This window comes from Rufibacter hautae (genome assembly GCF_008271695.1).
Taxonomy (GTDB): domain Bacteria; phylum Bacteroidota; class Bacteroidia; order Cytophagales; family Hymenobacteraceae; genus Nibribacter; species Nibribacter hautae.
On record NZ_VKKY01000002.1, the window covers coordinates 138,749 to 153,091 of the forward strand.

General features: G+C 38.8%; 10 protein-coding genes. 9 read left to right on the forward strand and 1 reads right to left on the reverse strand.

Annotated elements, in window-relative coordinates; genetic code table 11:
* Window positions 1–285: 285 nt before the first annotated feature.
* Window positions 286–1,050: an oxygenase MpaB family protein gene (locus FOA19_RS09685; RefSeq protein ID WP_149090639.1), complete on the reverse strand. Its 765-nt coding sequence runs from the start codon at window positions 1,048–1,050 to the stop codon at window positions 286–288.
* A 283-nt stretch (window positions 1,051–1,333) separates the two neighbouring features.
* Here FOA19_RS09685 and FOA19_RS09690 point away from each other — a divergent pair, with 283 nt between their 5' ends.
* The 9 genes from FOA19_RS09690 (at window position 1,334) to FOA19_RS09730 (ending at window position 14,343) form a co-directional block, all read left to right on the forward strand.
* Window positions 1,334–2,176 (forward strand): glycosyltransferase, encoded by an 843-nt coding sequence (locus FOA19_RS09690; RefSeq protein WP_149090640.1) that lies wholly within the window; start codon window positions 1,334–1,336, stop codon window positions 2,174–2,176.
* Window positions 2,177–2,500: 324 nt separating this feature from the next.
* Window positions 2,501–3,625 (forward strand): glycosyltransferase, encoded by a 1,125-nt coding sequence (locus tag FOA19_RS09695; RefSeq protein ID WP_149090641.1) that lies wholly within the window; start codon window positions 2,501–2,503, stop codon window positions 3,623–3,625.
* Between the two features lie 30 nt (window positions 3,626–3,655).
* Window positions 3,656–4,024, forward strand: a complete 369-nt coding sequence (locus FOA19_RS09700; protein WP_149090642.1) for a hypothetical protein — start codon at window positions 3,656–3,658, stop codon at window positions 4,022–4,024.
* Window positions 4,025–4,083: 59 nt separating this feature from the next.
* Window positions 4,084–6,027 carry a glycosyltransferase gene (locus tag FOA19_RS09705; RefSeq protein ID WP_190300351.1) on the forward strand — a complete coding sequence of 648 codons (1,944 nt, stop codon included), beginning with the start codon at window positions 4,084–4,086 and terminating at the stop codon, window positions 6,025–6,027.
* Between the two features lie 17 nt (window positions 6,028–6,044).
* On the forward strand, window positions 6,045–7,196 hold the full coding sequence (gene wecB, locus FOA19_RS09710) for a non-hydrolyzing UDP-N-acetylglucosamine 2-epimerase (RefSeq protein WP_149090644.1): 1,152 nt from the start codon (window positions 6,045–6,047) through the stop codon (window positions 7,194–7,196).
* A gap of 17 nt (window positions 7,197–7,213) precedes the next feature.
* Window positions 7,214–9,802 (forward strand): methyltransferase domain-containing protein, encoded by a 2,589-nt coding sequence (locus FOA19_RS09715; RefSeq protein ID WP_149090645.1) that lies wholly within the window; start codon window positions 7,214–7,216, stop codon window positions 9,800–9,802.
* Between the two features lie 201 nt (window positions 9,803–10,003).
* Window positions 10,004–11,011 carry a class I SAM-dependent methyltransferase gene (locus FOA19_RS09720; RefSeq protein WP_149090646.1) on the forward strand — a complete coding sequence of 336 codons (1,008 nt, stop codon included), beginning with the start codon at window positions 10,004–10,006 and terminating at the stop codon, window positions 11,009–11,011.
* 39 nt (window positions 11,012–11,050) lie between these two features.
* Complete coding sequence (locus tag FOA19_RS09725; RefSeq protein ID WP_149090647.1) at window positions 11,051–12,172, forward strand: glycosyltransferase family 2 protein; 1,122 nt, start codon at window positions 11,051–11,053, stop codon at window positions 12,170–12,172.
* The gene (locus FOA19_RS09730; protein ID WP_149090648.1) at window positions 12,172–14,343 is read left to right on the forward strand and encodes a glycosyltransferase; all 2,172 of its coding nucleotides are present in this window, start codon (window positions 12,172–12,174) and stop codon (window positions 14,341–14,343) included. The genes FOA19_RS09725 and FOA19_RS09730 overlap by 1 nt, the downstream gene beginning before the upstream one ends.

Here is a 14,343-nt window from a genome sequence, read left to right on the forward strand (position 1 = left end):
ACTAACCGCAAGGAGTTCACTTTTTTTGGGCATTGGCTACATTTCTGCCTTTTTTCCTCCCAAAGTGTACGGCAGGTCCAGCCTGTAGTTCAATGCCATTATTGAGAAAAAGAGCTTAAAACATGAGGCGTAACATTGGAGCTACAAGGAATAAGTGTTTTGTAGTCAATTTATTAAAATCAACTATAAAACACTTTGCAGAGATGCCATCGTGAGGTTAGGTCTCAACTGAAACGAAAAAGACCCTTTTAGGAACATGTGATAAAGAAGACAGCCAATGTTTTGTTATTCGGGTTTTTGGTCCAGATCTTGAATTTCTTGCTTGTATGCCGAAGGCAAGATGATGCTTTTCAAAAACCAATCGAGCTTGAATTTCCTACTTGCTTTGTAGCCGTGCAGTAAGGGAGTGATCAAAGAGGTTTTACGGAAACCAAGCAACTCTTTCACATGGTCTGGCACCACCAGAATCTGGGCTTCCAGGAGCAGCCGGTATCTGATATTGCCCAAGTGTTTCTGGTATTGCTGAAACAGGTTATGGGTGTAATGGCTCATGGCCAAATCCTGGCATAAATGCTCTTCCCGGCTCACCAGCCATTCCGGGTATGAGGAAGGGAGTTCTTTTAGGCCCATCCGGAAACCTACGCGGTAAAAGACCTCAAACACCTCTGCCTTCTCAGGCAAGGATAAGGGCCGCTCCAAAACTTCAAAAGATCTGATGGAATAGTCAATCAGCATGAAGAGCACATCGCGGTAGGCCCAGTCTGGGATGGACATGCCGCGTTTGGCTTCTACACCCGCGTGGATGCTGGCCATGCGGTCAATGGTCTGGTGGGCCGCGTCAAGAGGAGAAAAGACGATTTTGCGGGCATAGGCAACCGTTGAAAAAAGCCTTCCCAAAGGATCGGCTGGGAGGCGGCCCGTAAAGTACAGCCAATCCACGGCTTTGTTCAGCGCAAACTCCGCAGAAGAGCCCGCAAAGATAAAGAGCACCGTATCGCCCTTCCCCCAGATCTCCCGCACCACCGATCCTTTCTCTACAAAATATTGCATGGGTAACTTCTTTCAGATTGAAGCGCTACATTCATTTTAAGCATGAGATACTGCGTTCTCCATAGTACGAGGGAGCAAGGAATGAGATTTTCTTCATAGGATAGTATGCTCCTTATTTACTCTGTCTGAGGTAATTACCAAACGATAGATTGTTTTCCGGGTGATACCTGACAATGGATTGTGAACCAAATCTATTCGTTTTACCTTTGAGGAAAGAAGAACAGGAAAGGATATTAGAGGGTTTTCCCCTTCATCATTTGATAGATTATTTTAACTCTCAACTTTGGATTCAAGTACAGTTTTCCGTCCTTTAGCTTATGATATAGCAGTCCTAATTCCCTGCTATAACAATAGAGATGGGCTAGTGAAATCGTTGAAAAGCATTGTTTATCAACCCAATAAACTCTTTGTGGTAGTGGTAGATGATGGCAGTCAGATTCCTGTAAACCATGAGGAATTAACTAAACTTGGTGACCTGTATTTACCTATTCATATTATTAGGTTAGAAACGAATAAGGGAATTACAAGGGCTTTAAACACTGGCCTGCAATGGATGGAGGAGAACCTTGCGATAAAGTATATTGCTAGGTTAGACTGCGGAGACCTATGCCACGAAGACAGGTTTCACAAACAAGCCTCGTTCTTAGACCAGAACCCTGAAGTTGGCTTACTTGGCACTTGGTGCACCTTTCAGAATCCTATGAGCGGGTTTAGCTATACCTACACCACACCTACAACTCATGAAGCCATTCTTTCTGCCATGCATTACAGGAATGTGTTTATTCATCCAACGGTGATGTTTAGGGCCGAGTTGTTGAGTCTTGTGGGGCAATATCCCTCAGGTTGGTCCTTAGTGGAAGATTATGCCCTGTTTTTTAAAATGCTGCATAAAACCAAAGGCGCGATTTTGGACTGCTTTTTAGTAACATGTGAAATCAATGCAGCGGGTATTTCTGTCTCAAACCGAAAGGCTCAATTAAAAGCTAGGCAAAGAGTTGTGGCGGCTTTCGGAATTAGTACTTTTTACAAGATATTGGGAAGAAATAAGTTGCTTATTCAAAGGTGTTTACCTTATAAAGTGATATTATATTTGAAAGGGAAGGTCAGAGGGAATAAGTTGATTTAAAACCTAAAAAACTTTATTCTCACTGTAATTTTCTAGATGAACGCTCTACTAATGGTTTAACATTAATCATTATGATTGAAGTAGAAGCTTGGGATTGTTTAATCATCTTGGTAAATCACGGTTCTAATTAGATAATTTGCATTTGAAAAGAAATATTTAGCTCCTAGTTTTAAAAATTAGTTGAGAATCATTTAAAGTATACAAAATCAGGTCTCTAAGTTAATGTGCCAAACTATAAATACTTATAAAAGAAATATAGTTATATTTGGTCCAGAAGATCTTGTAATTTCATAGATAGCTTCTTAGCGCTGAATCCCCCAGCTCATGAGAATAGTACACGTAATTGAGCCATTTGCTTCAGGAGTAGCGGTTTTCGTAAAGTCCCTTGCGGAGTCAATGCCAGGTGACCTTCACATCGTCATTCACGGTGAAAGGCAACAAGTAATGTCTGCTAACGACGTCAAGCAAATTTTCCCAAAAGAGAATGTCCGCTTTATCCGGTGGAAATCGGCTCAGCGTTCTATCCATCCTTTCAAAGATCTTCTCGCCTTAAAAGAACTTCATTACATTCTCAACAGGCTGACTAAGCGGGGTTTTGTAGATGCAGTCCATTTACATTCCTCTAAAAGCGGATTGTTAGGAAGGTTAGCCTGTAGATTGGCTGGAATCAAAAATGTTATCTATACGCCTAATGGCGCACCATTTCTTTCAAACGATAACCCCGTTCTCAACTTGCTCTTAAAACAGGTTGAGCGGTTCGGTAATAAAATGGGAGGCAAAGTAGTTTGCTGCTCAGCTTCAGAACTGGCAGAGTATCAAAAACTTGGAATTGCTGCCACCTACATCAATAATGGTGTAGCCATTGGTAATTCAAAATTGAGTATTGTGAACAGAGGCGTTGATAGGAAATTCACCGTCATCACCACCGGGCGAATTGAAACTCAGAAAAACCCTGCTCTATTCAATTCTATTGCTTCCTTTTTAGAAGATTACGACCAGATAGAATTCATTTGGGCTGGGGATGGGCAGGCTAGGAATTTATTAAATTCAAAGAATATCACTGTAACTGGTTGGCTTGGGCCAAAGGCAGTGATGGACTTGGTGTCTAGTGCAGATATTTTTATTTCTACTTCTCAGTTTGAAGGCCTATCCTTCAGTGTATTAGAAGCTTTGGCCTTGAAAAAACCAGTATTGTTAAGTGACTGTGTTGGAAATAGAGATATCGTTAGAAGCGGATTAAATGGCGATGTATTCAAGAATGAAATTGAGGGCATTGGAAAGATTCTCCACTATTTCAACAATCAGGAAATGCTGGACGTAATGGGCCAATACTCCCTCAATATTTGTGAAAAAGATTTTAATGTTGATTTAAACCTTAAGGGGTATAGAACTGTCTACCATATTCCTGAACAAAAGGAAGAGGAAAGGTATTTGGCTGGTGTGAATTAAGGTAAAAAATACATTTATTAAATATTGAATATGGAAAGTGCTTTGCAAATACAAGATTACTTTATATCTACAAATCAATTAGATGAAATTCATGCTTCTCTGCATGCAATTCAGCAACATTTTTTAAAAGAATTAGCCTACAAGCAAAGCCTTCTTGAAGCCAAAGACTTGGAGATTTCCCAACTAAAAACAACCTTAAACAAAAAAGACCAATTAGTAGAAGAGTTAAGGGATAGGGTAATAACAGTTGAGAAAAACAATGAAGGAAATAAGCAGCTTAATAAAAAATTAATAAGCGAAATTGTGCGTAAGCAGCAAGACATTGAATGGTATAAACGCACCTATGAAAGCAGAAGTTTATTGGGGACTCTGAAGCAAAAGCTATTTAAATCAATCTAATTTAGCTGTTTGCAAATAATCTCAAGTTTCTAATAGAGAAGAAGTCAGGGGGTGGGTTTTTGAAATACACTAAAATTCTTATAATAACAGAAGTCTATACGTTTGGTGGACTGGAAACTCATTTTTACGGTAAAATTCTACACCTTACACGCTTAGGCTATAAAGTATTTTTAGTTACTGGTTCTACTTTCTTAAAAGAAAACTTGCCAGTAGACTATTGTGAAAAGATATATACTGACTTTAACTTTTCAAGCCACAATACTTCCCAGAATATAGTAGAGGCTACGCAGCAATTAGTTAAAATAATTGAAGAAGAAAATATTGAGCTAGTTGACGCTCATCCATTTTTTTCTGTGATACCAGCCTTTTTTTCTGCCGCCTTAACCCAAACTCCCTTTGTTTATACCTTACATGGGCCTGCTTCCCTGTTTGAAGGTTATGGTCAACTTGCGGAATGGTTTGTTAAAAATCTTTTACTACCCAATGCCTCATTGGTGAATAACGTTTCAGAGGAAACCTATTCACAGGCAAAGCTGCATGTCCCAGCCAACCAAACCAAGGTCTTCAGGAATGCCGTTGATATCAGCGTTTTTCATAGCACTGGTAAAATACAAAACGATGAATTTAGGTGTTGCCTTGTTAGCCGCCTAGATTATGCTAAAGTTGTTGGTATAAAGGAGTTTCTGTCGCTTGCGGCATCTTCTGGTATCCCGGTAGTTGATATCTATGGAGATGGCCCTGAACGTGACAACTTATCCCTTTGGATATCAGAAAACATAAACAATTCAGAGATAGCCGTAAACTTAAAAGGTATCAGCTTTGCCTTGCAAGGTGTTTATGAAGAATACTCTGTTGTTGCCGGAATGGGCCGGGTAGTCTTGGAAGCTGCATCCATGAATAAGCCTGTGATATTGGTGGGCTATGATGGCGTGAAGGGTCTGTTAAGCCAGGAACTATTAGAACGAGCTTCTCATACAAACTTCTCTGGACGTGGTCTCCCAAATATTGATGGTTTGGGTTTGAAACATCAACTTGAAAACCTGTCCTTAGATATTCAACCTTACCTTTTAAGCAGTTGGATTGAAAAAAATGCAAGTGAAAGTCAGGTGTGGAGAAGTTTTTCAGATCAAATCCAACTACTTTCTTATCAGTCCTCAGAACTAGTATTGGATATCTATTCCTGCTTTGTCAATCAAAAATCTGACATTGCATTTACTGCAGATGTAGAATTGTTTGCGAACATAGAGAAAGTTTTATGTAGTGCTAAATACATGGACACTACTGCCTGCAAGCTTTGGGGATTGTTCGAGCAGAAAGCCTTTGAAGGAAGATGGTTGTACAAACTGAATAATGCAGAGTTAGTTATAACAGGCCATTTTGATAAAGTTTATTCTCACTTCAAGGAACATCTAGCGGAGCAATATACCATCGTTGATGCAGAGAAAGACCGTCAAATAAGTGAGGCCTCTGAGGAGATACAGAGGTTGCAATTGCTACTTCTGGAGAAGGAAAAGTTACTTCATGAAAATGCCTTTAACTTTACCCAACTTGAGGAAAAGGTAGAACAGTTAGGGAAGGAACGGGATGAAGCACAAAGCCACCTGCTTGAGAAAGAACGGAAGCTTAGTGAGCAATTCCAGCAATTGGATGACCTGAATTTGCAATTAGCTTCTGCAAGCCAAAAAGTAGAGAAGGTTGATTTGAAACTAAATCATCAAGTGGAAGTGAATAAGCTTCTTGAAAAAGGCTTGGAACTTGCAAAACTTGCATCAATAAGCAAAGAAGAGCGCATCTTTGAGCTTAATCAAAAAATAGGGGTGTTTTATGCCCAAAATTCAGAAAACAAGCATAAAACAAAAGAAAGGGAACAACTCATTTCTGACCTCAAAAATCAGGTAAGCAAGTTAAAGGTAGATAATGAATGGTATAAAGCCACTTTTCTAGATAGAAGTATCTGGGGGGTGATAAAGGAGAAAGCATTTGGTCCTGCTTTAAAGAAATAGTAATATAAAAAGCATTAATGAAGAACAAGTTTTTATTTGTATTTGGTACTCGGCCAGAAGCCATTAAGATGGTACCACTCATCAAAGAGATGAGAAAAGAAAGTAGATTTGAAGTGAAAGTTTGTGTTACAGGCCAACACAGACAAATGCTGGACCAGGTACTAGACTTCTTTGGGGTAGAAGCAGATTATGACCTGAATTTAATGAAACCTGCTCAAACCTTGGTAGATATTACTGGCGATGTTCTTAAGGGAGTAACCGAGATCATGCACCAGAACTTCTTTCCAGATTATGTAATTGTGCAAGGAGACACTACCACCGCAATGGCGGGTGCGCTTGCTGCTTTTTATGCCAAGGTTAAAATCATTCACATTGAAGCTGGTCTAAGAAGTGGAGATAAACTCTCGCCTTTTCCAGAAGAAATGAACCGAGTTTTAATTGGTCGCATGGCAGATCTCCACTTTGCGCCAACTTTTAAAGCAACTGAAAGCCTGTTGAGTGAGGGAGCTCATCCTGATACTGTTTGGAATGTTGGGAACACGGTTATAGATGCCCTGTTATTAGGTTTAGAGACTATCAAGAAAGACAATGGATTGAAGTATGACCAATTCTTTAACTTTTTAGACCGAGATAAACGAGTTCTGTTGGTTACCGGGCACAGAAGGGAAAATTTTGGTGAGCCTTTTGAAAACATTTGCTTTGCATTAAAAGAAATTGCTGAGCAGCAACCAGACGTGGAGATTGTATATCCAGTCCATTTAAACCCTAATGTACAGGAGCCAGTCAAGCGCATTCTCAAGAACCACCCACGCATCCACTTAATTGAGCCATTAGACTACCCTTATCTTATCTGGTTATTGGATGCTTGTTACTTGGTTATCACAGACTCAGGCGGGATACAGGAAGAGGCTCCGGCGCTTGGCAAACCTGTTCTGGTAATGCGGGAGGTCACTGAAAGAACCGAGGGGGTTGATGCAGGCACGGCTAAACTTGTGGGAACAGACCAAAACAAAATCATTCAGGAAACAATGCGTCTATTGAATGACCAAGAATTCTATAATCAGATGGCAAAAGCTGTTAACCCCTACGGGGACGGAACCACGTCTAAGCAAATTTTAGAGGTTCTAAACGAACAGCTTACGCTTAAGTTTAAAAAGGAAAAAATATAATTCAATCTGTTATAAAGATGAAAAAGAAATTCAATCAGCATCTTAAGCAAAGAGGTGTAATTGGAACAGCTAAGAGATTTAAACAATGTCTGGATGAGAATGGTCTGGACTATACGGTAAAACAAATCTTTAAACCGATTGATAAAAATCAGAATGGTATTGTCGTAGAGCAACATTCCACGCTTGAAGAAACCAAGATAGTAGTTGAGAGTAATACGCCACAGAGGATTGTTCCTCGCCCGACCGCTTTAAGAAAATATCCCTTCAATGCCTTGGACACCATCCTGGAACTAAGGTTGCCAGAATGTAAAGGGGTATTTATTCAAGCACCCGTGATTGACTGGGAAGTCCCCCTGTTTCAGAGACCACAGCATATGTCCATCGCAATGGCCGATGCCGGGTATCTAGTCTTCTACATCAGTTCCAATGTGTATGACATTGTAGATGGATTCATTGAGGTTTATCCTAATCTCTTTGTTACTAACAGAACAGACCTGCCCTTTATCTTAGAGGGTGCCTATGTATCTGTTTATTCTACCTCATCGGCTTACACCACTGCTAATCTTTCTGATATAAGGAAGAAGAACAAAATCATCTATGAATACATAGATCACATAGATCCGCAAATAAGTGGCATGGCTACTGAGACCTTGGAAAAACAGTTTAACTATTTCAATGATGAAACAGTTGATATTGTTGCCATAAGCGGCAGAGCCTTGATTGAGGATTTCAAAGGGAAAGTCTCTGACGACAAGATTGTGTATGTGCCCAATGGTGTAGAGTTTGAACACTATCAATCCCTTATCCAATACAACGAAGTGCTCCCAGCTTTACTAGAGCCAATAGTAGCAAAGCAAAAACCAATAGTAGGGTACTTTGGGGCGCTGGCCCCATGGTTGTGGTATGACCTAATAGACAAGGTTACCTTGAATATGCCAGAATATGAATTCATATTCATTGGTCCTGACTACTACGGCGGTGTAGAACGTCTCCCTACAAGAGAAAACGTACACTACCTGGGCACCATAGATTACAAGACATTGCCGCATTATGCCAAATATTTTGATGTGGCCATCATCCCATTCTCACCAGGGCAAATTGCCAAGACTACTTCACCCTTGAAGCTGTTTGAATATTTTGCCTTGCAGAAGCCAGTTGTTGTTACAAGTGAAATGCAGGAGTGTGTTGCCTTCAAAGAAGTGCTTTCAGGAGATTCAGCTGAAAATTTCATTAGACAAATCAATAATGCTTATCTCTTATCAAAAGATCAGCAATTCAAAAAAGACCTTCTTGCCAGAGCCTTGGAGAATTCTTGGAAAATGAGAGCGAAGGCACTTAGTAAGAGAATCTTACAAGAGGGCCCATCGTTTGCAAAAACCACATTGCCCCTAAAGGAATTGGTAGGAGGCGTTAATAATAGGCTTATTGTTCATGTAGTAAATGGAATAGACTCTACTTATCTAGAGAGTCGTGCATTTAAGGTTGCTCAAAGGCTGATAAAATCTAAGTACACTTATGTCTTTTACGATGTTTCTCCAGATGCAAGGTTAGGTGAATATGTTTTAGGTGAAGGGATTTACCTAGCCTCATCTATAGAAACCATTATATCAGTCAATAAGAATTTTACTTATATTATTGATAAAAATGGGGTTGATTCTATTGAGAATGGCATAAGTGACGTCAAAATCAACAAAGGCTTAGTTGTATTTCAATATGAAGGAGAAAGCTTATTAAATGCTAATTCTCTTGTTAATAGATTGATTTCGGATGAGTTGAATATTGTAATCACGATTTCAAGACAGGCAACTGAAATCGTGAAAACAGTAAGGAATTATAATTACTGTGAAATTATTGAAAGGCATAATGATGCCAATATTTCGGCTTTAAAGCTTAAAGCCATCATTGAGTTTAATCATTACGATTATACTTCAGCTCAATTGGAAGAAGTTCAGAATGAAATATTGGACATTTACAGAAAGGATGACCCCACTATAGTAAGCTATTATGAGTTAGCTTATAAGGAGGCTGAAAAAAACTATTGGTATCCAGTATTAGATTGGATTGACTCTCTTGGAGAGGTTAAATCTGCCATAGACATAGGTGCGGCATATGGAACACTCCTGCTGTATGCAATGAAAAGATACCCAATCAATAAGTCGGTAGTTATTGATCCAGTTGGATACATGTCTAAAACTTATATTGAAAGATATAATATAGGTTTTTATACCAAAGACATTGAAAAAGATAATTTTTCAGATTTAGGTAAATTTGACCTTGTCTTGTTTACCGAGGTACTTGAACACTTGAATTTTTATCCGGTATCAACACTGTTAAAGATAAAGTCCTTACTTTCTCCAAAAGGTAAATTGATCATTTCAACACCAGATTCTCAAGAATGGGGAATAACTACAAAATACTATAATAGCCTTGAGGAGGTTCCTGTGTTCAATAACCAGGTCCAGCCATGGATTGATGACCATATTTGGCAATATAGTTTTGATGAATTCATTAAAGTTATAGGTGAAGCTGGCTTTGAAGTGTTAGATGTTGGTTTTTCAAAAGGTGGTATAGCAAGACACACCTGTTTGTTACTGCAGGCAAAATAAGGTTAAAGTTAATTTAGATTGTACGGATATAGTATTGAAGTTCTTACAAGAGAGTAAGGAAGAGTTTCTTATTTCATGTAAAATCAATCATCTGTATTTGAATCCTTAGCCTAGCCTAAGTAATTGATCTAAGGTGTATTTAATGCTTTTATTGAATACAGACTTTGTTAAATTTTAATAAAATTCATAGTAAATAAGTAAATGGAATCTACTAATCTCGTAAATAGTATTAGTACTAATTTTAAGCTTTCAGAGGCTTTTGTTGAAGAAATACTTGCTAAAAATCAGTTTGATCAGGAATTGTATTCTCTTGACTACCAAGGTTTTTTTGACACATTAAACCCGCTACAGCGTTTATACCTTGGGTTCTCTTTTTCTACCTATAACAGAGGTGAAGAAGTTTACAACTTAATTTCTCCCTATTTAGGAGAGTATGAAGCGAAGAGGTATTTGGATGTGGGTTGCGGTTATGGAGGATTCTTAAAGGTTTTCAATGAACATGGGTTTGACTGTACTGGCGTTGAAATAAATAATATGCTGAGCCATTACAGCCAACTAAACATCACAGGATTGGATAACTGTAGGGTGATTAATGAAGACTTTTTCAATATCACTGAAGCACATGAACCTTTTTCAGTGATTACCTGCAATGACGTAATAGAGCACGTTGAAGATCCGCTGCAAGCAATAAACAGGATGTGTGATATGCTGCAACCAAATGGTGTCTTGATGATGGAAATTCCAAATAAAGATGCCATTAACTTTGTGGCCAGTGATGGGCACTTCCATATGTTCGGGTTAACGCCTTTGAATAGGTTTGAGGCGGCTGATTACTATAGACAAGTTAATAATTTAGATTCTGCAGCAAAGTATTTTGAATTGATGGGTGAATATTATCCCCTGCAGTATTATGTCAATATTTTCAAGCAGAATAATATGGACGTATCCTTTGTGGATAAACATACTATAGGGTCAATTGATACTTTACCTGACCACTTATTGCAACTGACTACCAGCTACAATCATTGGAAGAAAAATGAATTATCTAAGCTTACTCCTATGATGGCTACCCTTGTAGAAAGCAAGTTTAGTGGCTATTTGGCTGAGCTCATGAAAGACTATGATGAATATTTAAACACCCGTAATTATCTGGAATTCTATAGAAAATACTTTTTAAGCTTCTGGTCAATCATTGCAGTTAAGAAGTAAGATTAGAGTTCCTTAGTTGAGTCTATTAAAATTTAGCAGATGCAACCTTTAGTAAGTATTGTGCTTCCTACATACAACGGGCAAGAATTTATCAAGAAAGCTGTTGAAAGTTGCTTGGCACAAACCTATTCAAATATTGAACTGATCATTGTGAATGATTGCTCCAATGATGGAACCATTTCCATCATTGAAAGCTATTTTCACAAAGATTCCAGAATAAAGGTTGTTACAAACCAAGTCAATCATAAGTTACCTAAGTCATTAAATATCGGCTTTTCTGTAGCAAAAGGAGATTATTTTACCTGGATTTCTGATGACAATATCTTTGGGGAAAAAGCAATTGAAACTTTGGTTGGCTATTTAGATAGGAATGATAGGGTGGATATAATTTATTCATCCTATCACTACATTGACAGCAAGGGCAAGAAGATAGATTCCTTTGGTGCTATGCCCGAAGAACTAGTATTTAAATGTTCTCCAGGGGCCTGTTTTTTGTACAAGAGAGAAGTTCATGAAGAACTCGACGGGTATGATGAGCATAGGTTCAGGATGGAGGATATGGATTTTTGGCTAAGAGCCGCAACTAGATTCACCTTTAAATACATTGATAATAAAGACTTATACTATTACAGGAAACATCAAAATAACCTTACCTCTGGTATCTTCTCAAACCAGGACTTATATCTTGAATATAGAAACAATCATTTGGCATCATTTAAATACTTTTTCAAAAACGGCCTAGATTGTGAAATGACAAATGATGAATTAGTCTTACACCTGGAATTATATTTTGAAGATATCTCCATCAACAAAAATTGGGACTTCAGTATTTCTGATAAGGTTGTTGCCTATATAGAGTATTTGGATAAACTTAAAGAGCTTGCCTGGAACAGAATTGGTTTTGATGAAAGTAAAGTCAAAGAGGTAATCAAGAATAAAAAAGATAAAGTAGTAAAGCTGGTCATCAATGATCTTTTTTTTGAAAATCAAATCTTACATGATAAAAAGCTCCATCTGGCTAACCAGTTCAACAAGCCTATTTCCTGGTACTACAAAGAATATGAGGTTCTGCCAGCATGGTATAAAAAAGTAGGCCACATCATCAAGGTTCTGCAAGGAAATAGGCCCTGGAAATCCTTAATGAGTAATCAGGGAGTCTAATGAAGTATTGGTTACTCACAACGGAATACCCTCCCTTTTTTGGGGGTGGTATAAGCACCTATTGCTATTGCACGGCCACTATGTTGCAGAGGAATGGCCATGAAGTTACTGTGTTTGTAAATGATTCTAGGGTCAAGGGTTTTACTGAAGACTACCAAAAGGAAATTAGAATTGTTAGGTTTAATCCTTCACAAACTGGGTCTTCTTCCTTTCTGGGACATGTTACCAATATCAGTTATGAATTTGCATATGTAGTAAAACACTTTATAGAAAAAGAAGGAAAGCCAGATATAATTGAAGCCCAGGAATATTTGGGAACCGGCTACTATTTGCTCCAATTCAAAAAACTTCAGTATGAGTGGTGCAATGAGGTGAAAATCCTGATCACCATGCACTCTCCGGCGTTCCTATACTTGGAGTATAATCATGTTCCATTATATAAGTACCCAAATTACTGGATAGGGGAAATGGAAAGGTTCTGTATCCAAGCTGCGGATGTGGTTATATCGCCAAGTGACTTCCTGGTTAAGGAAGTTGGAAAGCGTTTAACTTACTTGCATAAAAATATTTATGTAGTGCCTAACCCCTTTATTTCACTTGAAGAAGAGGAAGTGGTAGAGGGTGTTGCAGAAGGAGAAGAAATCATTTTTTATGGTAAGCTTTCAGCACAGAAAGGCACTTTTAAATTACTTCAATACTTTGAGGAGTTGTGGCTTGATGGTTTTAAGGAGAAACTAACGCTTATCGGGGGAGAAGATATCGTTTACCATCCCGAAGGTAAAACAATGGGCACTATTGTCAGAGGGAAGTACTCAGAGTACTTGAACAATGGATTGTTACGGTTAGAAGGCCCAATTCCACCAAGCAAAGTTGCCAGCCGCCTAAGGAGGGCCAAAGTGGTCATTGTTCCCAGTACAGTGGATAATCTGCCTTACGTGGTGCTGGAGATGATGAGTTTGGGTTTGATAATACTAGTTTCTAAACAGGGAGGACAAGCCGAAGCGATAACAAACGGGTTTGACGGGTTCGAGTTTGATCACCTTGAGCCAAAGTCATTCCATGCGCAATTGAACAGGATTCTAAATCTGACAGTAGACCAAAGAGCCTTCATAAGGCAGAACGCTCTTAACTCTGTTAGAAACCGCTACAATTTAGAGGTGGTGTATAAGCAGAAGTTAAAGGTCATCCAAAATGAACTAGCTGCACAAGGTACGAGTAAAAGCTTTCCTTTCATTAGGCAGCCCGCAGATTGTACTTACCCGCAAATCCTGCAAAAGGGTGTGAATGGCATGCTCTCAATTGTTGTTCCCTATTATAACATGGGGAAGTACATAGAAGAGACCATTGATTCTATTAAAAAGTCAGACCTAACATCAAAAGAAATCATCATTGTAAATGATGGAAGCACTGATCCTGAAAGTTTGCGGAAACTAATCCCTTACCGGACAGATCCTGATATAAAGGTTGTGGATGTCCCAAACGCAGGCTTAGCAAGTGCCCGGAATATTGGGGCTGAAAGTGCCACCGGTGAGTTTTTGGCTTTTTTAGATGCAGATGATCAGGTGGCAACCGATTATTTCTCAAAGGCAACTAAGGTCTTGGGAACGTACGATAATGTTCATTTTGTAGGCGCCTGGACCCAGTATTATGAAGGGTCAAACAAGGTTTGGCCTACATTCACTCCAGAGCCTCCTCTTGTGTTGTTTCACAACCTTATCAATTCAAGCGGTCTAATCTTTAAAAGAGCTACTTTTTTGTATGCAGGAAAAAATGACAAGGAAATGCCATTCCCAGGCTTGGAGGACTACGAAAGTGTTATTTCTTTAGTAGAAAATGGTTTCAATGGGGTTGTGATCCCAGAAAAGCTTTTCCTGTATAGGGTCCGGAAAGATTCTATGATCAGAGGTGTTTCAAACGTGAAGAAACAGGTTCTTTGTGATTACATCAGCCACAAGCACAGAAAGGTGTATGCAGCGTACGGTTCCGAACTTTTTAGCTTAACCAACGCAAATGGTACGGGAACTGTGCTGGATAACCCAAGTCTAGATTATCAATCATTCCAAAGGTTTCCATTCAACAACCCTGTAACAAGGGAAGTGATTTCACTAATTAAGAAGAACAGGGTTTTAAAGAAGATTGCCCTACGCGCATTTAGTAAATTTATCAAATAG

Bases quoted from the DNA above. Each gene is read 5' to 3' on its own strand.
- FOA19_RS09685 (WP_149090639.1), bottom strand. From the start codon at position 1,050: ATGCAATATTTTGTAGAGAAAGGATCGGTGGTGCGGGAGATCTGGGGG.
- FOA19_RS09695 (WP_149090641.1), top strand. From the start codon at position 2,501: ATGAGAATAGTACACGTAATTGAGCCATTTGCTTCAGGAGTAGCGGTT.
- FOA19_RS09700 (WP_149090642.1), top strand. From the start codon at position 3,656: ATGGAAAGTGCTTTGCAAATACAAGATTACTTTATATCTACAAATCAA.
- wecB (WP_149090644.1), top strand. From the start codon at position 6,045: ATGAAGAACAAGTTTTTATTTGTATTTGGTACTCGGCCAGAAGCCATT.
- FOA19_RS09715 (WP_149090645.1), top strand. From the start codon at position 7,214: ATGAAAAAGAAATTCAATCAGCATCTTAAGCAAAGAGGTGTAATTGGA.
- FOA19_RS09720 (WP_149090646.1), top strand. From the start codon at position 10,004: ATGGAATCTACTAATCTCGTAAATAGTATTAGTACTAATTTTAAGCTT.
- FOA19_RS09725 (WP_149090647.1), top strand. From the start codon at position 11,051: ATGCAACCTTTAGTAAGTATTGTGCTTCCTACATACAACGGGCAAGAA.
- FOA19_RS09730 (WP_149090648.1), top strand. From the start codon at position 12,172: ATGAAGTATTGGTTACTCACAACGGAATACCCTCCCTTTTTTGGGGGT.